Origin of the sequence: Psychrobacter sp. BF1 (genome assembly GCF_019279065.1) — a bacterium.
GTDB classification, from domain to species: Bacteria; Pseudomonadota; Gammaproteobacteria; order Pseudomonadales; family Moraxellaceae; genus Psychrobacter; species Psychrobacter urativorans.
Genome location: NZ_JAGYWV010000004.1, coordinates 263,231 through 284,414 on the forward strand (window position 1 = coordinate 263,231; position 21,184 = coordinate 284,414).

Genomic DNA, 21,184 nt, shown 5'->3' on the forward strand with positions numbered 1-21,184 from the left:
GTTACTTTTTATGTTTATTCAAATTTTTAGGAGCGCGTCGTGAGCCCAGATAAAACCAATGGCACTGATAACAACGGCCAACAAGCTCAGATGCCAACTGACGCTACAGCGCCCAAAGCCCCCATACAGCCTAGTACTAGTCTCAGCAAAACGGTCATCACACCTACGCAAGACGATAACCTAACAGCAGAACCTAATGAGGTTTCGCCAGCTGCTGTTTCCTCAACCACAGAGCCAGTGACCGCTGAAGCTGATCAGCCACCAATGCCACCTAAAGAGCCTATCCCTAGTGCTGAAGGTTGGTCCCCTAAAAAGAAGTCTTACCTTAATTTAGGCTTATTGATTGCGCTGATTATCATTGGGGTAGCACTGATACTCTATGCTTGGAAACTACCGCCTTTCACCCCGACTGTTCAGCAGACTAATAATGCCTTTGTCAAAGGTCAGACTACGGTCATTAGCTCGCAAGTATCAGGCTATGTTACTGAGGTCAATGTGGAAGACTTCGCCAATGTAAAAACTGGTGATCTGCTAATCAAGATAGACGATCGCACTTTTCAGCAGCAGCTAGAACAGGCGCAGGCCAATATTGAAGTAGCAGTCTCTAACCGCTCTAGCAACGAGCAAGATACTGGTACTAGTCAGGCGCAAATCGAGGCGCGCGAGGCTGACTTGTATAGTGCTAAGGTGAGTGTTGATAGCGCTCGAGAAGATGTCAATCGCTATCAAGGTTTGGATTCTATCGGTGCTGTGTCAAAGGCAGAAGTGGCTCATACTAGAGCGCAACTGGCTAAAGCTCAAGCCGCCGTCCAGCAAGCCCAAGCTAATCTACAAGCCGCCAAACAAGCCAGCAAGAAGACCAGCGGTAATCGCTCATCACTAGATGCTAATATTAAAAATGCTGAAGCGGCAGCTAAGCAAGCACAGATTAATTTAGATAATGCTATTATTAGCGCTCCTGAAGCTGGACAGCTCAGTCAAGTCAGTGTGCAAGTAGGACAATTCGTCAATGCTGGTACTCAGCTGATGTATATTGTGCCAAAAGGCGTATGGATTATTGCCAACTTTAAAGAAACCCAAGTAGCTAATATGAAGATAGGTGAAGGGGCTATAGTCCACGTCGATGCTCTAGGCGGGGTGAAGTTCACAGGTCATGTTAGTAATATTTCACCGGCGACTGGCAGCGAGTTCAGTGCTGGCGCTGCTAACCCAGCTACAGGCAACTATATTAAAATAGCTCAGCGTATCCCAGTACGTATTGACTTAGATCAGGGCCAAGCAGGTCTAGCCCAGTTGCGTCCTGGTATGTCAGTCTCAGTGGATGTCGATACTAATGCTGGTAATGCTGCTAGTACTGATAATCGCTAAAAGTAGAAAAATATTGATTATAATTAGTAAAAATAAGTAATAAAAAGCCACTCGATAAACCTTATTAAAATAGGGCTTGAGAGTGGCTTTTTACTGCTAAAAACAAATCATTAAAAGCAAATTATTAAAAATACGCTATTGGCTAACTAGCGCTTAAATAGTTATGGCAATAGACGCTTAGTAGTCCAATCATTACTATCCGCATCATGACTATAGACAATACGGTCGTGTACCCGATTGGCGCGCCCTTGCCAAAACTCAATCTCATTAATAGTAATCTCGTAGCCACCCCAAAACGCTGGAGTTGGCACCTTTTCGCCTTGTGGATATTGATTTTGTAGTTGCTCGAACTTATCTTCCATTAGCGCACGGCTAGCGACTACGCCACTTTGTGGTTGACTGACCCACGCACCGACTTGGCTGTCATGTGGACGCTTTTGAAAGTATTGAGCTGACTTATCAGCATCAATCTTAGCGACGTGACCACTGATACGAATTTGACGCTCAAGTTCATGCCAAAAGAACAGTACTTCAGCGTTAGGGTTTTCAGCGATATCTTGCCCTTTAGCGCTATCATAATTGGTATAAAACACCACGCCCTTGTCAGTAATCTCACGCATCAGTACAATACGCACGCTTGGCTTTTGGTCAGCGCCGCAAGTGGCTAAGCTCATCGCATAAGGTTCTTTTACTTGCTGGTCAGTGGCTTCGTTGACCCAGCTTTTTAACAGCTCAAATGGTGAAGCTGGCACTGACTGTTGATCGAGAGTACCTTTCTCGTATGACAAACGCTGATCGGTGAAATCCATACTCATAACTTATCCTTAGTCATTTATTGATATTATTACTAGGTATAGAATACCGCTAACTCATGATAGCTTATACCATACCGCTAGGATGGTCAGCTATTAATTTAGCACCGCTTTGATATGATCAGCTAAGCCGTTAGCCATAACATCGCACTCTATTTCATCGTCCGACTCAACCATGACTCGGATCATCGGCTCAGTACCTGACTGGCGAATAAGTAGACGGCCGCGCCCTTTTAGAGTCGCTGTTGCTTTATCAAAAGCGCTTACTAATTCTGCATGAGCAAAAGGGTCTTGCATTTTTGCTAGGCGTATATTGACTAGCTTTTGCGGCAATACTTCAAAACCTTCGGTAAGGGTACTCAAAGCCTTATCTTGCTCTTGCATCACAGCTAACACTTGCAAGCCGGCGATAATAGCATCACCAGTACGGCTCTTATCTAAGCATAATATATGTCCTGAGGGCTCGCCGCCTAGTATCCAGCCATTAGCGTCTAGCTCTTGCATCACATAGCGATCGCCAACTTTAGCACGAGTAAAGCCAATGCCGAGCTTTTGTAAGGCTAGCTCTAGGCCCATGTTACTCATCAAGGTACCCACTACCCCAGCGGCTTGTTGCTTACCTTGCGTCGCTAATAGATACAAAATACCATCGCCATCGATTAGGTTGCCCATTTCATCGACCATGACGATACGATCGCCATCACCGTCTAGGCCAATACCGACATCAGCATTATGTTCTATTACTGCTTGTTGCAAACCTTCAGGATGGGTAGAACCACAATCAGCATTGATATTGAGACCATCTGGTTTGTTATTGATTGCTATTACTGTAGCGCCAAGCTCACGCAATACTCTAGGCGCCACGCTATACCCTGCTCCATTAGCGCAATCTATCACTATCGTCAAATGAGCCAAATCATATTGATAAGGGAAGCTGCCTTTACAGAATTCTATATAACGGCCTTTTGCATCATCGATACGATGGTTTTTACCTAAGTTTGCCGGATCTACTATGGGCATTAACTCGCTAGCATCTGCGCCATCTGCAGGGCTCATAATGGCCCTTAACTTGTCATTAATAGCGTTTTGCATCTCATCAGTTAGCTTTTTGCCATCTCCTGAAAACAGCTTAATACCGTTATCAAAATAAGGATTATGAGAGGCGGAGATAACTACCCCTGCATCAGCATTAAAACTACGAGTTAAATGAGCGATAGCTGGTGTCGGTAGAGGCCCGAGCATGTGTACATCGACCCCAGCAGCATTGAAACCTGCTTGCAGTGCGCCTTCAATCACATAACCTGATAGTCGAGTATCTTTACCAATCACCACACTAGGTCTACGGCTACTGTTATTGTTTTCTATAAGCACTTGGCCGGTGACATAGCCTAGCTTCAAAATAAAATCAGGGGTGATAGGCAACTCACCGAACTTTCCACGAATACCATCAGTACCAAAGTAACTCATTGTCGTTATATCCTTTTGCTAACTCATAAAAGTGCTAAGACCTTGAGCATTAACATACTAAGACCTCTCTTATTAAACTGTTTTTTAAATCTACTATCTTATTAATATTATTTGAAGCGCTATAGTAGAGACCTAAGTTTATGATTTTAAAAAAACCATCATAACCTAAACCGCCAAAAACAACCTCTGTTATTGCTAAGACTGACTTATTTTACAAAAAAAACAGCCAACAATGTATAAGCATCGTTGACTGTCTGTATCTGGGTGCTAATAAGACCTAATTGACTCGATAGTTAGGCGCCTCTTTAGTGATTTGTACATCATGAACATGCGACTCTTTCATCCCAGCTGAAGTCACTTTGATGAACTGCGGCTTAGTGCGCATATCCTCAATAGTGGCACAACCGGTATAGCCCATCGAGGAGCGCAAGCCACCGACCAATTGATTGACGATACCTGCTACTGGACCTTTATAAGGCACACGACCTTCGATACCTTCAGGAACCAGTTTTTCAACTCCATCTTTAGCGTCTTGGAAGTAACGGTCTGATGAGCCGTTGTCGCCTGACATAGCTCCTAAACTACCCATACCACGATAAGCTTTGTAGTAACGGCCTTGGAATAGCTCAACTTCGCCTGGTGCTTCTTCAGTACCTGCCATTAATGAGCCGACCATAATACAAGAAGCGCCCGCAGCGATAGCTTTAGCCATATCGCCTGAATAACGAATACCGCCATCAGCAATTAGTGGGATACTGTCTTGTAACGCACTAGCCACATTATCGATAGCCGAGATTTGCGGAACACCAATACCAGCGATAATACGAGTAGTACAAATTGAACCAGGACCGATACCTACTTTTACCGCATCAGCACCAGCATCACGTAACGCCTTAGCAGCATCGCCTGTAGCAATATTGCCACCGATGATTTGAATATGTGGGAAGTTCTTTTTGATCCAAGCAACTTTATCGATCACCCCTCTTGAGTGACCATGTGCAGTGTCAACTATGATGACATCGACGTCAGCGCCAACCAAAGCTTCAACGCGCGCTTGAGTATCTGCGCCCGTACCAACTGCTGCGCCAACACGCAAACGACCTTGATCATCTTTACAAGCGTTAGGATTATTCTCGGCTTTGGCAAAGTCGTTGACAGTGATTAAACCGCGCAAACGGAAGTCATCATCGATGACAATAACTTTTTCGATGCGATGCTCATGAAGCAGCTTTTTGATATTTTCGTTGCTTTCACCTTCATGTACGGTGACTAACTGCTCTTTTGGCGTCATGATATGACTGACTGGCAATGACAGATTAGTCTCAAAACGCCAATCACGATGGGTGACGATACCTACTACTTTATCAGTACCTTTTTCAACTACTGGCACCCCAGAGATATTGTTGTCTTGCGTTAACTTTAGCAGCTCACCGATAGACATTTCTGGATAGACAGTAATAGGATCTACTACTGTACCGGCTTCGAATTTTTTGACTCGGCGAACTTGGGTTGCCTGCTGAATGATATCCATGTTTTTATGTAGAATACCCATACCGCCTAACTGCGCCATAGTAATGGCCATTTCAGACTCTGTCACTGTATCCATAGCCGCAGAAATGAGCGGTAAGTTCAAGGTGATACTTTTGGTCAGTCGCGTGGTTAAGTTGGCTGTTTTTGGGAGAACTTCAGAATAGGCTGGTAACAATAACACGTCATCAAAAGTGAAGGCTTCATCGACAATACGTAACATACATACCCCTAATAGTGGTTATTTTGATGGGAGGGAGCTTGAGATCAAGATAATAAATTAGAGCGGGTTGAAACCACTGATAATTAGTAACGGCTAAATACAGACAGTTACTATTGGTTTTTGCTTAGCCTGATTAGACCTTATGCAAACGATGCTTAACTACTCATAAGACCAGGCCGAAGCAAAGGTAAAACAGTGCTCAATTAATCTATCGTCAGTAGCGATAAGCAATAAAGCAGCTAATGGCTCACAATGACTTAATTATCCCGCTAAAATAACGCCATATTATAGCAAATATGACGCTTGCTCGCATGTTATATTTTCGCTTGTGCTCAGAGTCTCTAGCTTGCTGGGTTAAATGATTAACTATAAAGGCAACTATTACCCCAAGCTCATTATGCACGTCGCCACGTAGTCCCGCTACGGCTGTCTTCTAACTCAATACCAGCGTCTTTTAGCTGCACTCGAATCTCATCAGCACGCGCAAAATCTTTATTACTTTTGGCATTGGCCCGTTCAATGATCAAATCATCGATAACGCCATCAGTGAGACTATCGTCGGCCTTATCACCAATGACGGCTTGCAAGAACTGCTGTACTGGTTGCTGTAATATGTTTAGCACTTGCGCTAAAGCTTTAAGCTGCTGCGCGCCCTGCCAAGCAGTATCGACATCCTCAGCTTTGATAGCTTTATTAATATCACGTGCCAGCCCGAACAATATGCTAGTAGCCGCCGAGCTATTAAAATCATCATTCATCGCTGCTATAAAGTCTCGTCCAGCGGTACTAGCATAAGCGCTATTGATAATAGCGTCATCGAGCACTAAGATCTCATTGCGCAGCTGCTCGGCACTTTTTAAGGCTTGATATAATCTACTTAAGCTATTATGAGCTTCATCTAAAGCCACATCTGAAAAGTTCACTTGGCTACGATAATGGCTCGACAATAAGAAAAATCTTACTGTTTCAGGTAAATATCTAGCCATGACCTCACGAATGGTAAAGAAATTGCCTAGCGACTTGGACATCTTTTCGCCATCAACGTTAATAAAGCCGACGTGCATCCAGTTGCGTGCATACTCACAACCAGTACTGGCCTCTGACTGCGCAATCTCATTCTCATGATGCGGGAACTGTAAGTCATGACCACCGCCATGAATATCAAAAGTATTACCTAAGCATTTGATCGACATCGCTGAACACTCAATATGCCAGCCTGGACGTCCTTGGCCCCAAGGGGATGCCCACTGCGGCTCGTTCGGTTTTGCCGCTTTCCATAACACAAAGTCAAATGGGTTGCGTTTAACGGTTTCAACTTCTACTCGTGAGCCAGCTTGCATCTCATCAAGATTGCGTTTGGAGAGTTTGCCATAATCGGCAAAGCTATCGACCGCATAATAAACATCACCATTATCTGCCGCATAAGCATAGTTGCCATTAATCAAAATCTCGATCATCTGCTGCATATCATTGATATGATCAGTCGCACGAGGCTCAGCATCCGGTGCTAGGCAACCAAGAGCATCAGCATCCTCATGCATCGCTTCGATAAAGCGTTGAGTCAAGGCCGCAATATCTTCTTTATTCTCCAGCGCACGGGCGATAATCTTGTCGTCTATATCAGTAATATTACGTACATAGTTGACCTTATAACCCGATTGCGCCAGCCAGCGTACCACCATGTCGAAGGCGACAATCACTCGGGCATGGCCAATGTGACAATAATCATAAACCGTCATTCCACACACATACATACCCACTTTACCGGCGTTAAGCGCTGTGAAGGTCTGCTTTGCTCCTGTCATCGAATCATAAATAGACAACTGCGACATGGCATCGGCAAGAGGTGTGGTGATCATAAAATAGCCTTGTAAGTGAAAGTATTAACAATAATATTAATGATAATAAAAAGTAAAGTAGTAGCAGTTTACTATAATCTCGTTAACTAGACGCTATTTGCGTGAACTTGAGCGCTTTAAAGCTGCTACCCTACTTTAATAGCAATCTATCTTAGCGAAAATAGCATTAAAATACTACAATGGTAATGACAGTCCTAAACATCGACTGATAAATAGCTAATTATAAACAAATAAGGAATAATAATGGGCAATCGCTTAAGCAAAATTTATACTCGTACCGGAGATGATGGTACTACTGGCATGGCAGATGGTAGCCGTGTAAGCAAGGCTGATGACTTATTTAGTGTAATGGGTGATATCGATGAGCTTAACTCCCATATCGGCTTAGTGCGCGCTCACTTTAGCAATGCTATCGCCAATAGCTGTTTACCTGAGCGTTTACAACAGCAAGCTGCTACTGATTTTAATCAAGCATTAGTCGTTATCCAGCATTTATTATTCAATATCGGTGGTGAGCTGGCAATGCCTGAGTATGAAGGTATTAATGCCACTCACATCGACTGGCTAGAGCAGCAAATCGATGCCATGAATGAGCATTTACCGCCGCTAAAAGATTTTATCTTACCCACAGGCTCATTGTTAGTCAGCCAGCTGCATGTCGCTCGTACGGTTTGCCGCCGCGCTGAACGCCAAGCGGTGGTGTTACAACAGCAGAGTCCACAAGCCATTCGTAGTACAGCGGTAAGTTTAGTCAACCGCTTATCGGACTGGTTGTTTGTAGCAGCAAGATTCTGTACTGATCCTAAACAAGTCTCTGAAGTATTGTGGGATAACCAAGTATTACAGAACTTGCCTAACCCACAAAATTAATTTAAAGCTAGTAGCACTGCTGGCTTCAATAACTATATAAGCATTGCTTCAGTAATGCATCAGTACTGCCTCAGTAATGCATAAGTACTGCCTCAGTAATGCATAAGTATAAACCATAAAAAATGCTCGCAGCCGTTATAGGGGTTGCGAGCATTTTTTATGGCTTAGGATAACTATTAACTTAACGCTTAGTTGATACTATCAGCATAAGCGCTAAGCCATTAATAGCAATCATCAAAACCTATTACTAAAATCATCAATCGATAGTGGTTAATCAGCTATTGATAGCTTACTAATAAACCGCACTTCCATCTTCAATGATTACCATATCGATACTGTCATCTTTAGGTGCAGTAGCTGGAGCCTTAGTACTACTGCTAGTGCTAGGAGTCGCTGCTGGGCTACTAGTTTGTGGTTTGCTTGGCGTACTGCTCTGTCCACTGTCTTGATTAATCTTCGGCGGCGTTACTGGCTGAACCGGACGCACAGGCTGTACTGGACGCGTAGCTTCAAGCGGTCTTACTACTTGCGGCTTCGGACGCTCAACACGATTGTTGTTTCTTTGCGCGGCGCCTTCACTACGACGTTCGGCCTGCTGTTGTTGACGCTGAGCTCTTTGATTGTCGATAACTGACTTCACTGTAGAACCTGCCATGACTTCAGACACTATAGTGACTAGCGTAGACTCTCCAGCGATACGAGCTTGGATTTGTCCATCTTTAGCAGCTACTACATAAGTAAAGGCATCATCGACCAACATATTATTATTGATACGAATATTGGCTTGAGCCAAACGAGTTTGTAAGCTTGGTTGGTTATTAGCAGCTTGTAATTGGCTGGCTTGATACAGGTCTTCGCTAGACAAAGTCATACTGACACTGGCTTGACAAGTAGTCATACCGTTGGCGTTGGCTTCTTGCAGTACTGCTGCATTTTGCACATCGATCAAAATACCATTAACTTTACTAGTAACTGAACTAGGGTCAACACTGACTTCTACCGCATTAGCATAGCTACTAGATAAGCTCTGGGCTTGCTGATTTAAAGTGTTTTTTAATGCACTTCTTAGGCGATCTTGTACCAGCGGATTATCACAGGCGATTACAGGAGCTACTGCACCATCATTGACTACTACTGCTTCCTCAGTATTATCAAGCTCTTCTTGATCTACTTTTTCTGAGCGATTGCACCCAGCGACGGCCAAACTGCATAATAAACCAATACCGGCAACTTGTGACCATTTGATTATGCTATTACTCGCTGTACTCATACTTGTCTTGCTCCTGATTTTACCATTTGCGCTACTATCGTCAGTGCTTGGTTTCATAGTTGTTGACTAGCTTTATAGTCGTAGATTGATTCATTAGTCATTAGACTAAGTACTGATCTAAGCTTACTAACAGTTTTGCACTTATCAAAGCTGCAATGATAGGGCTTAAAATCACGCTATTATACGGTGTTTGACACAGATGTTCATTACCCCAGCTTAAAGATATAGAAATAAATACAGTCAATAGTCACAAAACAGACTAATAGTTGCAAAAACATAACAAACTATTGATTAGATTGCCATAATAATTTCATTTATAAACGCTAAACTTTATTTCTGGTTTGAATAAACTCAGTCGCCTTCTATTTTTAGCAGAGCAATAAAGCCGATATCAAGCGTTAACCGTTAGTGGTTTATCCTTAATAGCTGAGTGTTATACCCCCTACTCCTTAACCCTTGACTATACCCTTATGATAGAGCTTGCCAATACCCAACTTCTAGGTCATCGTGGTGCACGCTATGAAGCACTAGAGAACAGCTTTTCCGGCTTTGAACATGCTAATCAGTTAAAGCGGCATGGCTTAGCAGGTATTGAGTTCGATGTGCAGTTGACCGCTGATGGACATTTAGTGGTCTTCCATGATGATACTCTACAGCGCCTGTGCGGACTACAATCTCGTATTGACCAAATGAGCTTAGTGGAGATTCAACGTCACTTACAACTAGGTCATCAAATCATTACTTTAGATCAGCTGGCACAGGCCTTAGCCGTAGCATCGCCAGCAAAAAAAATGCATACCTTAAAACCCTCGCTGGTAGAGCCACAAAAAAAGCGGCTTAATAATTCATTGGCGTTAGCCGAACCTAGGGCTACTAAGGCCAGCTCTAACCCTTCATTGAAAACCGTGCAACCGCTAACTCAGTTCACTCATATTGAGTTGGAAATAAAAACTCATAGCCGAACCAATCATCCAAAATTGGTGCATGCCTTATGCCGCTATTTAATTGACAGTCCTTTAGCTCGCCTACCCATTGTGCTCACTAGCTTCGATGTAGAACTGTTAGCTCAGCTACAACGCAATAAACTATTATCACCTATGGCACGTGGCCTACTAGTACGTGACGCCAAGCTGTTGAACCGTGCACCCCATACCGCTTTACAACTTGGCTGTAGCAGCTTAGGTATTCACTATTTACTACTTAACAAACAAGTGATCGATTACTGTCACCGTTATGATTTGCGGGTAAGCGCTTGGACCGTCAACGATATTGCATTTGCTAAACAGTTGGTTCATTGGCAAGTCGATACCATTATCACTGATATTCCCAGTCAACTATTAATATAGAATGCTGCTACTGGCTAACGACTTGATTGGCATGGCTTATTTAGCGAATAAATAACCGCTAACTTTTCTTAAACGGTTAACTACTGCCTATAATGACTTAATAATTATCAGCGTTAATTGGTTAACATATTTGCATAATCAATTACATATTCGCCTAATTGCTGAGAGCTAATAAGATACTGGTTATATATATTGCCTTATTCATACAAGCTATTGTTATTTAGCAATATTTTTCTAGTGTATAGGTGTTCACTTTCTATCAGTTTTAGAGTAATATAGAGGCTGAAACTAATACCGTAAGGGATATTATATGATTGCAAAAACAGCAATGGGCTTACCGCTCAAAGGCTTACGTTTGGCTATCAAATCTAGCGACATACTTATTCAGACCGCTGGTACTCAGGCATTACGCCTAAAGACTTGGTATGAAGAAGGCAAAGCCAATGAAGCTGCTAGCGAGCAGCCTACCGCAACTAGTAACGTTAATGAGCTGTCTCCTGCTAATGATGACACTAGTATTAATACTAAAACTAGCGCCAGCACTAGTGATAACAATAATGCTCTCTCTACTGAGAAGCCTATTGATATTCGTGAGCTTGAATTTAAAAAAGCACCGATTAACTGGATTCCAGCCACTATTTTGATAACCACACCAATTGCTGCTGCAGTTATTACTCCGTGGTATCTATTTACCCATCAAGTTAGTGCGCCTGTTTGGGGTGTATTTGGTGCGTTTATGGTATGGACGGGTATCAGCATTACTGCAGGCTATCACCGTCTGCTTGCTCACCGTGCCTACAAAGCTCATCCTATTGTAAAAAACTTTTTGTTGTTAGGCTCAACCCTAGCAGTGCAAGGTTCAGCATTTGATTGGGTATCTGGTCACCGTAGTCATCATCGTCATGTTGATGATCGCATGGATGATCCGTATTCAGCGAAGCGCGGATTTTTCTTCAGTCATATTGGTTGGATGTTAAAGAACTATCCTAGTGGTAAGTTTGATTACAAAAACATTCCAGACTTGACTAAAGATAGAACTTTGCAGATTCAACATAAGTACTATGGTCTTTGGGTACTAGCGGCTAACGTCGGTTTAGTAGCAGCGATTGGCTGGTTGATAGGTGATGTATGGGGAACTTTAGTACTAGCGGGCTTGTTACGCTTAGTATTGACTCACCATTTCACTTTCTTTATTAACTCGTTATGTCATATGTTTGGCTCACGTCCTTATACTGATACTAACACTGCCCGTGATAACTTCTTTTTAGCTCTGTTTACTTGGGGCGAAGGCTATCACAACTATCATCATTTCTTCCAATACGACTATCGTAATGGAGTCAAATGGTGGCAGTATGATCCAACTAAATGGTTGATTGCTGGATTATCAAAAGTTGGTTTGACTACTGAGTTACGTACTATTGATGATACGACTATCAAGCATGCTGAAGTACAAATGCAGTTCAAAAAAGCGCAGCAACAGATCGATACAGTCAATGCTGGTGGTCTAGATATTCCTCATGCTATGAAGACTTTTCAGGATCGTATCAAGTTTGAATTTGAGGCCTTTACTCAGACCGTTGAAGAATGGCAAGCGCTAAAAGCAAAAGCTATTGAGATGAAAAAGACTGAGTTTGCTGATCGCTTACATGAAGTTGATGATAAGCTTAAGCATGAGTATGCCAATATCGAACAGAAGATCCATGAGCATAATGACAACTTAAAGGTGGCTTTCCGCTCTATTGGTCATAACAGCAAAGCCGCTTAGTTCTAATATAAGTTAAACTTTATATATTTTAAAAACTTCCTATCTTCAAGAGCTAGGGGGTTTTTTATTGCTTATTTTTTATAGTTAGTGCTGTTAACAAGCACTGTTATTAATAAGCACTGTTATTAACAAGCACTGTTATTAATAAGTAATGTTTTCAATAAGTCCTTTTTTAAAGCTGCTTTTTCACTAGCTGCTTTTTCAATAGCTACTTTTTATAAGTACGCTGGCAGTTGCTTTGTTCACTCAATCTATTGACCTACAACATCTCAATAAACTATCCATGCTTAGTTTATTGTCTGTAACAGCGCGTTGATTAACTAAACGCTATCCATAGTGCTTAGATAACAACACATTATTGCTTAGGCTATGTATCATTAATGCTTAGCTAATTATAAACCAGCAACCAGTTATGCCTGATCAAACATGCCCTAGAAATATGGCTATGTTATAGTAGTTTTATTCACTAATACTTCTATAAGGGATTGTTGCTATGCGCTACCAAAATACTTATGTCAACTTAGACCCGCGCCTTTATAATCGTCAGCCTCCTGTTCCCTTGAATAACCCACGTGTAGGTCATTTCAATACTCAGGTAGCTGAGCAATTGGGCTGGACAGAAGATAGCGACTTGATGACACGCTGGGTTGATATTCTGGCTGGTCATTATCTACCTGCTGAGTTTGAACCGCTAGCCATGGCTTATGCTGGTCATCAGTTTGGACAATGGGCAGGACAATTGGGTGATGGTCGTGGCTTGCTGATGGCGCAAGTAATCGATAATAATGATAAGCGCCAAGACCTGCATCTAAAAGGCTGTGGTCTGACGCCCTACTCGCGGATGGGTGATGGCCGTGCGGTATTACGCAGTACTATTCGTGAGTACTTATGTGGCCATGCGCTCAACCAGCTCGATATTCCCTCCTCTAATGCATTAGGCTTCGTGGTAACTGATACTCCTGTACGCCGTGAACGTGTCGAGGCTGGTGCGGCACTGATGCGAGTCGCTGATACTCATATTCGCCTTGGTCACATCGAATGGATTGCTAGCTTTGCCCCTGACCTACTCAGCGAATTCACCGATTATATGATCGACAGCTGTTATCCTGAGTGCCGTGATAGCGAACAACCCGTATTGGCTTTTTTGCAGTCAGTAGTCGAGCGTAATGCACGAATGATTGCTGATTGGCAACTGATTGGCTTTGCTCATGGGGTGATGAATACTGATAATCTATCGATTACTGGTAGCACTTTAGATTTCGGACCATTTGGCTTTATGGAACGCTTTAATCCAGCATGGATCAACAATCACTCCGATCATAGTGGACGCTATGCTTATCAAAACCAGCCCGCTATTGGACACTGGAATCTTAATGTTTGGCTCCCACACTTTATGCGTCTGACCCAAGCTGGCGTTACTCGTGAAAGCTTGGATGACTGTTTATCAGTATATGAGCCCACATTCATGCAGCATTATCAGCAAGGGCTATGTCGTAAGCTGGGACTGCCGCACGAGTCTGAGAGCTTGCGCTTGGCCTTTGAGTTTTTGACATTGCTCGAGGATAATCTACTCGATTATACTAATAGCTTTCGTGCCTTGTTAGCTATAGTTGACGCCGTTAACTATCCCTACGAGCAGCAGCTACTCACTACCCTAATAGCAGAGCTTACGGGTGAAGCATTAAGCGTTTGGCAACAGTGGCATAAGCGTTATCTGCTACAGCTACAGCAAGTGGATAAACAGCAAGTGTTAACTGCCCTACAAAACAATAACCTTGTTTATGTACTGCGTAATAGTATGGCACAGCGTGCTATTGACGCAGCTGAGCAAGGAGAGTTTGCTGAAGTTGAGCGTGTTTATCAGTTATTGGCTAACCCTTATCAGGTACAAGCGATTGCTGTTGACTCGGATAGTACTGCGCCAGCCCCTAATGCTGTGCAGCAGCCGATAAGCTGTTCGTCTTAGCAGGTAGTAATAGTTATCTGTAGCACATAGCGGCAGTATCTTTCATTCTATTGCCTACTTTATTTGACTAATTGTCACTATTATTATGGCATTATTAGAGTGTGAAATATTGATTATCAACTGATGACTAACCTCTGAATTTTGTGTTATTGTTGACTAGTCAGTGACTTGGCAATAGTGCTAGAAGAATTGTTTTTGACCTTTGGTTGCTTACAAGATGCTGCTAGCACGTTTTGACTTGATGATTGTCTCGCATTATCTGCTTATTGCAACTATTATCTATGCAAGCTAAACCGCTAAAATTTTACGACCTTTAATTTTTTATGGCAGTAAGCCTTATATTTAAGTTCATTTTCACTTCAATTTATTTCAACCATGGCAGCCACTATGAATGACGATAACCATCTACATACCGATAAAGAACAATTTGAACAAGCCGCACTTCATTACCACGAGTTTCCACGACCGGGTAAAATTTCAGTTACCCCTATCAAGCAATTAGCTAACCAACGTGATCTAGCCTTAGCTTATTCACCAGGGGTAGCAGTACCTTGTCTTGAGATTGAAAGAGATCCAAAACTAGCTGCTAGATATACCGCTCGTGCTAACCTAGTTGGTGTTATCACTAACGGTACTGCCGTACTTGGTCTAGGTAATATTGGTCCATTAGCTTCTAAGCCCGTTATGGAAGGTAAAGGCGTATTATTCAAGAAGTTCGCTGGTATCGATGTTTTCGATCTAGAAATAGCTCAAAATGATCCTGACAAATTTATCGAAGCGGTTGCCGCTCTTGAGCCGACCTTTGGTGGTATCAACTTAGAAGATATCAAAGCGCCAGAATGTTTCAAAATTGAGCGCGAATTACGTAAGCGCATGAACATTCCAGTATTCCATGATGACCAGCACGGTACTTCTATCATTGTTGCTGCCGCTATGCTCAACGCTTTGACTCTTATCGATAAAAAAATCGAAGACATCAAAATCGTTTGTTCTGGCGCCGGTGCGGCTGCCATCTCTTGCCTAGATATTATTTGTGCCCTTGGGGTCAACAAAGAGAACTTATATGTCTCTGACTCTCGTGGCATCATCACAACTAGCCGTGAAAACTTAGACGAAACTAAGCAGCGCTATGCTCGTGATACTCAAGCTACTAACATCGATGAGATCATGGACGATGTCGATATGTTCTTAGGTTTGTCTATGCCGGGAACTATTACTGCTGATATGGTTCGCCGTATGGCAAAAGACCCTATCATCTTTGCTCTTGCCAATCCAACTCCAGAGATCATGCCAGAAGAAGCACATGCCGTTCGCCCTGACGTTATCATGGCTACTGGTCGCTCGGATTATCCTAACCAAGTAAACAATGCTTTATGCTTCCCTTATATTTTCCGTGGGGCCCTAGATGTAGGCGCAACTACAGTTAACGAAGAGATGAAAATCGCTTGTGTCCGTGCAATCGCTGCTATGGCCCATGTTGAAGCTACGCCAACAGCCAACGTCAAAAGCCTTGAGACGGTTAAGAGCTTCGGTCGTGAATATCTAATTCCAGGACCTCTAGAGCCAAACTTAATCATCGAGATTGCCTCTGCTGTCGCCCAAGCCGCTATGGATTCAGGTGTAGCGACGCTACCAATCGAGGACATGCAAGCCTATCGTCAGCGTCTATCTGAGTTTGTGTATAACTCAGCATTCGTCATGAAGCCGGTTTTTGCTCGCGCTAAATCTGGCCCTAAACGTATTGTGTACTGTGAAGGCGAAGATAATAACGTTCTGCTTGCGGTACAAGTTGTCGTCGATGAGAAACTGGCACAACCTATCTTAATCGGCCGTACAGCAATTATCGAAACCAATATCAACAGACTAGGTCTGCGTCTAAAAGACGGTGAAAATATTACTATCATCAATATTGATGACGATGAGCGCTATAAAGACTACTGGCAGCGCTACTATGAGCAGAACAAACGTCGCGGTGTGAGTATCGAGCTGGCACGTCGTGATGTACGTCGTAAGACCTCTTTAATTGGGGCTTTACTAGTACAAAATGGCGATGCTGATGGCATGATTTGTGGTACCTTTAGCCATTATCAGCTACATCTACAATACGTTGAAAGCGTTATTGGCAAAAAGCAAGGCGTCAAAGACTTTTATGCAATGAACGCCGTATTGATGCAAGACCGTAATATCTTTATTGCTGATACTTATATCCATGAAGATCCTACGGCTGAGCAATTGGCTGAAATGACTGTATTGGCTGCCAATCAGCTGCATCGCTTCGGTATTGTCCCACGAGTTGCTTTAGTATCACACTCAAGCTATGGTACTTCAAACCGCGCTAGTGCGGTAAAAATGCGCAAAGTATTCCAATTGTTATTAGACATGAAAGTAGACTTTGAGTTTGATGGCGAAATGCAAGGCGATGCCGCCTTAAATGAGCACATCCGTCTAGAAGATTTCCCATCAACTAGATTTAAGGGTGCGGCAAACTTACTCATCTTACCAACTTTAGATGCAGCAAACATTGCCTTTAACTTACTCAAAACCGCAACCAATAGCACCTCTATTGGCCCTATCCTATTAGGTGCAAACAAGCCGGTGCATATCTTAACCCCTTCGGCAACCGCTCGCCGTATCGTCAATATGACTGCACTTGCTGTAACGGAAGCTCAAGACTTAGAAAACGAACAGCAATAGTAGTTGTTAGATAGTCATAATTTATAGGCTCAAAAGCAGCTAGCGTTTTAGACCTTAGCTGTCTGTTATAATAAAGCCAGTCAACGTCATTATACTTGATGCCGTTGATTGGCTTTTTTTTGCTTACTATTTGTTATTTATTTTAAAACCCAATGACAAGAGGTTGAGATGCAAGTTTATCTGGTTGGTGGTGCGGTACGTGATCAGCTATTAGGACGCCCAATAAAGGACAAAGACTTTGTAGTAGTAGGGACAACGGTAGATGCTATGTTGGCAGCAGGGTTTCAACAAGTCGGCGCTGACTTTCCAGTATTTTTGCACCCCGTTACTCATGAAGAGTATGCACTAGCCCGTACTGAGCGTAAACAAGGTCATGGCTATCAAGGTTTTAGGGTGCATGCCAGCAGTGAAGTCACGCTAAAGGAAGATTTGCAGCGTCGTGATTTGACGGTTAATGCTATGGCTATTGAAGTGACTAGCTTAACTGACGACACCCCTATTACTGATACAGTGGTGGACTACTATGGCGGCCTAGAAGATATGGCTACTAAGACTTTACGCCATGTTTCAGAGGCTTTTAGTGAAGATCCGCTACGAGTACTTAGGACAGCGCGCTTTTATAGCCGCTATTATGACTTGGGCTTTACTATAGCTACTCAAACGCTAGAACTAATGACCCAACTGGTCAGCTCAGGCGAGCTTAGGCATTTAAGCGCAGAGCGGATTTGGCAAGAGTCTAGTCGCGCTACAATGCAGGACTCACCACAAGTTTATTGGCAGCAACTGTTCGATATTGGTGCTTTGGTTGATTATTTCGCGCCTCTACAGCAAGCTTGGAGGCACACTCATATCCGCGAAACGGTTCAAACTGCCTTATACTTTGCAGGGCAGATGCAATTGAACTTATCGCAGCGTTGGGCGCTATTAATGGCGAGTATTGATCCAACCTTATTCGCTACTATTAATCAGCAAAATGCTGAACAGGATAATGGCCTTAGCCATAGTAAAAACGCGGGTAAAAGTTATGCTGCTACTGCTAAAGCTGTAACCGATATCATCCATACCAGTGATGGTGTTAAAGTACCTAAAGCCCAGACTCAATTCGCTAGTCTATTCGTGCAACAAGCACACAAACTAGCCATGATTAACCAGCTAAGCGCCGCTGAAACAATAGATCTGCTTCAAGCTTGTAGTGCGCATAAAGACCCTAATAAGCTCTCACAATTATTAGTCACTAGCCAACTGCTACAGCTGGCACAGCAACATCGACGAACTATGCTAGCCCTCAATAGCTTTCACGCCATTACTATGGACAGTATAGACCCGCAGCTGAAGGGCGCTGCTATTGGTGCAGCGTTACGCCAAACCCGTATTGAACACTTACAAGCCGCCAGCAGCCAGACGTCGCTATGAGTGTTATAGAGCCACTAACGCCTTATGACAGTGGGCCGGCTCATCGTCAGCCTCCTTTGAACCACGCTGATAATGCAGCAGTGATGCTAGTTACTGGTAGCGCTAAACGTATCGGTGCATCTATTGTGCAAGCTGCCCATGCTAAAGGCTATCGAGTTATCATTCACTGTAATAGCAGTCGAGCAGCAGCCGACGCCTTAGCTGGCAAGCTCAATCGGCAGCGTACTGATAGCGCCCTAGTACTAGTTGCCGACTTAGCATTAGTCAATGACTCTGTTAGCTTAAGCGAATTTAGCCAAACAGTGATTGCAGCTTTTGGACAGTTGGATGTACTAGTACATAATGCATCGCGGTTTTATCCGACCCCTATCGCTACTATCGATGCTCAGCACTGGGATGAGCTGTTTTTGACTAATGCCAAAGCGCCTTTATTACTCAGTCAAGCGCTACTGCCCTATTTGCAGGCTCAGCAAGGCTGCATTATCAGCCTGTTAGACATTCATGCACATGACAAGCCCTTTAATGGTTACAGCCTATATAACATGGCTAAGGCGGCTCAGCATATGATGGTACAATCGCTAGCATTAGAGCTAGCTCCTTTGGTCAGAGTCAATGGCGTAGCCCCTGGAGTCAATATCCTACCGGATGCCGATAGCGATCAAGCGCTTGATAAAACTCAGCAATCTAATATCATCACCTCTATCCCTTTGCAACGTATTGGTAGCCCAGCAGATATTGCCCAAAGCGTACTTTTTTTGGCACAAGCCAGCTATATTACTGGGCATATCATTAACGTCGATGGTGGTCGTAGTTTGACTCTAGCAGGGGGTTAAGCTAAAAAAAGCAGTTATTATCTAATAATATTGCCCTAGAGCGTATCTTTTACTTGAAAAGTTGAAAAAATCAGGTATCATTAGCCGTCTGACGTTAGGGCCCATAGCTCAGTTGGTTAGAGCAGAGGACTCATAATCCTTTGGTCGTAGGTTCAAGTCCTACTGGGCCCACCATATTTAAACCCTTATAAGCATTGGCTTGTAAGGGTTTTTTATTGCTTAAATTTTATGTAAATACATTGATGTAATTAATTTTTTGATACTATCTTGATACTTTGATCCTTGTAGTAATTAAAGTATGATGACTAATAACACTATGGTTATATACTGCTACATGGGTGATATATGAAAGCTAAACTTACCAAAAAACTTGTTGATTCAGTAGACTATACCGATAAAGGCACTGAAACCTATATGGACGATGTACTAACTGGTTTTGCGCTACGTGTAGGCAAGCAGTCAAAGCGCTATACATTACATAAGCGCATCAATGGAAAGCTGTATAGAGACGAAGTAGAAGAAACGCACTTGATTACGCTAACCGAAGCGCGTGAGAAAGCCAGCATAATGATGGCAAACATAAAAAAAGGTATGCATGTTTATGACGGGCTTCATGAGATCTTGGAAGACACTAAAGATAAGACTAATAATGTACCAACACTGAGAGATGCATATACCTACTTTAAATCAGCAAAGACTAGTTTAGCTAAAGGCACTATTACCACTTATGATCGTCAAATACTAAAGAAGCTGGGAGACTGGCTAGATGTATCCTTAAACGATATATCTAAGTCAATGGTAAGTGATAAGCATAAAGAGATAAGTAAACATAGTGAAGCTCAGGCTAACGCAACTATGAGAGCTCTAAGGTCAGTTTGGAATTATTGCCGTGATAGCTTTTTAGATGATAACGAAGACTTTTTAATTAAAGAGCAACCAGTACGCATACTTAACGCCAAGAAAGATTGGAATATAGTTAAGCCGCGTACTAGACATGTTGAAGAAGAATATTTAGGTATGTACCTCAAAACACTTTTAAATTATGTTGATAGAAGCTCACACATGCAAGCGCCCCATAGCAATAATGCACGAGATATCATGCTGCTTTTTATGTTCACTGGTGTGCGTTTAAATGAAGCACAGCCCTTAAAGTGGTCTGACGTCGACCTTAAAGCTGGCAGAATAGTATTCAAAGATACAAAAAACGGTTCTGATTATCATATGCCTACTAGTGATATTTTACAGGCTCTGCTTAAAGAAAGATTCAGATTAAGCGCTGGCAAGCGATGGGTATTCCCGAGTGACTTGCAAGCCAGCGATGATCATATAAAAGATTTAAGTGGCAGTTACAAAACCATAGGTAATCAAGCAAACTTGTATATTACGCCACATGATTTGCGCCGCACTTTTGGAACGGTAGCTAATCACTCTAGCATCAGCTATCCAGTCCTTAAACGCTTGCTCAATCATCGTGAAGCTAAATCAAGCGATGATGTTACCCTACAGTATATCCAAGTGTCACAGCGGCAATTAAGAGAAGCCTTAAACTCAATAGAGTCTTTCTATTGTCAGCATGCTGGCATGACACAAAGCGATTTTATAAAACAACTTATATAAAGAAATACTTCACTTGTCATATATTTGCGAGAGTTTCCCAAACTTTGTGTAACTGCTTATAATCCACTAACCGGAGAATAAGCAATGACTACTCAATCTGACCTTAAAAAACTGGCTGAGCAAATGGCTGGTAGCATGAAAAGCTTTGATGACC

14 protein-coding genes and 1 tRNA gene are annotated in these 21,184 nt (G+C 42.8%); 10 read left to right on the forward strand and 5 right to left on the reverse strand.

Features of this window, described 5'->3' with window-relative positions:
- The first annotated feature begins 39 nt into the window (after positions 1-39).
- Positions 40-1,368, forward strand: coding sequence for an HlyD family secretion protein (locus KZA12_RS07135; protein WP_373416595.1), 1,329 nt, complete (start codon positions 40-42; stop codon positions 1,366-1,368).
- A 161-nt stretch (positions 1,369-1,529) separates the two neighbouring features.
- Here KZA12_RS07135 and pdxH read toward each other — a convergent pair whose 3' ends face one another.
- From pdxH to cysS, 4 genes are all read right to left on the reverse strand, one after another.
- Positions 1,530-2,177: a pyridoxamine 5'-phosphate oxidase gene (gene pdxH / locus KZA12_RS07140; protein WP_218689766.1), complete on the reverse strand. Its 648-nt coding sequence runs from the start codon at positions 2,175-2,177 to the stop codon at positions 1,530-1,532.
- A 99-nt stretch (positions 2,178-2,276) separates the two neighbouring features.
- The gene (gene glmM / locus KZA12_RS07145) at positions 2,277-3,647 is read right to left on the reverse strand and encodes a phosphoglucosamine mutase (RefSeq protein ID WP_218689746.1); all 1,371 of its coding nucleotides are present in this window, start codon (positions 3,645-3,647) and stop codon (positions 2,277-2,279) included.
- Positions 3,648-3,924: 277 nt separating this feature from the next.
- A complete protein-coding gene (gene guaB, locus KZA12_RS07150; protein WP_201622119.1) occupies positions 3,925-5,397 on the reverse strand; it encodes an IMP dehydrogenase in 1,473 nt (490 codons plus the stop codon).
- Positions 5,398-5,792: 395 nt separating this feature from the next.
- Complete coding sequence (gene cysS, locus KZA12_RS07155) at positions 5,793-7,256, reverse strand: cysteine--tRNA ligase (protein ID WP_256932867.1); 1,464 nt, start codon at positions 7,254-7,256, stop codon at positions 5,793-5,795.
- A 243-nt stretch (positions 7,257-7,499) separates the two neighbouring features.
- Here cysS and KZA12_RS07160 point away from each other — a divergent pair, with 243 nt between their 5' ends.
- Positions 7,500-8,126, forward strand: a complete 627-nt coding sequence (locus KZA12_RS07160) for a cob(I)yrinic acid a,c-diamide adenosyltransferase (RefSeq protein ID WP_218689747.1) — start codon at positions 7,500-7,502, stop codon at positions 8,124-8,126.
- A gap of 292 nt (positions 8,127-8,418) precedes the next feature.
- Here the strand turns inward: KZA12_RS07160 and KZA12_RS07165 are convergent, their stop codons facing one another.
- Positions 8,419-9,396, reverse strand: coding sequence for a hypothetical protein (locus tag KZA12_RS07165; RefSeq protein WP_201622121.1), 978 nt, complete (start codon positions 9,394-9,396; stop codon positions 8,419-8,421).
- Between the two features lie 470 nt (positions 9,397-9,866).
- Here KZA12_RS07165 and KZA12_RS07170 point away from each other — a divergent pair, with 470 nt between their 5' ends.
- The 8 genes from KZA12_RS07170 to KZA12_RS07205 all read left to right on the forward strand — a co-directional run bounded on the left by KZA12_RS07170 (position 9,867) and on the right by KZA12_RS07205 (position 21,030).
- Entirely contained in the window at positions 9,867-10,742 is an 876-nt protein-coding gene (locus KZA12_RS07170; RefSeq protein WP_218689748.1) for a glycerophosphodiester phosphodiesterase, read from the forward strand.
- A gap of 310 nt (positions 10,743-11,052) precedes the next feature.
- Positions 11,053-12,507 carry a fatty acid desaturase gene (locus KZA12_RS07175; protein WP_256932868.1) on the forward strand — a complete coding sequence of 485 codons (1,455 nt, stop codon included), beginning with the start codon at positions 11,053-11,055 and terminating at the stop codon, positions 12,505-12,507.
- 493 nt (positions 12,508-13,000) lie between these two features.
- Positions 13,001-14,473 (forward strand): YdiU family protein, encoded by a 1,473-nt coding sequence (locus KZA12_RS07180; protein ID WP_218689749.1) that lies wholly within the window; start codon positions 13,001-13,003, stop codon positions 14,471-14,473.
- Positions 14,474-14,860: 387 nt separating this feature from the next.
- Positions 14,861-17,167: an NADP-dependent malic enzyme gene (locus KZA12_RS07185; protein ID WP_218689750.1), complete on the forward strand. Its 2,307-nt coding sequence runs from the start codon at positions 14,861-14,863 to the stop codon at positions 17,165-17,167.
- 168 nt (positions 17,168-17,335) lie between these two features.
- The gene (locus KZA12_RS07190; protein WP_218689751.1) at positions 17,336-18,580 is read left to right on the forward strand and encodes a tRNA nucleotidyltransferase; all 1,245 of its coding nucleotides are present in this window, start codon (positions 17,336-17,338) and stop codon (positions 18,578-18,580) included.
- Positions 18,577-19,413 (forward strand): pteridine reductase, encoded by an 837-nt coding sequence (locus tag KZA12_RS07195; protein WP_256932869.1) that lies wholly within the window; start codon positions 18,577-18,579, stop codon positions 19,411-19,413. Before KZA12_RS07190 ends, KZA12_RS07195 begins: the two co-directional genes overlap by 4 nt.
- 97 nt (positions 19,414-19,510) lie before the next feature.
- Positions 19,511-19,587, forward strand: a tRNA-Ile gene (locus KZA12_RS07200).
- Between the two features lie 171 nt (positions 19,588-19,758).
- Positions 19,759-21,030, forward strand: a complete 1,272-nt coding sequence (locus KZA12_RS07205; protein WP_218689752.1) for a tyrosine-type recombinase/integrase — start codon at positions 19,759-19,761, stop codon at positions 21,028-21,030.
- Positions 21,031-21,184: the final 154 nt, after the last annotated feature.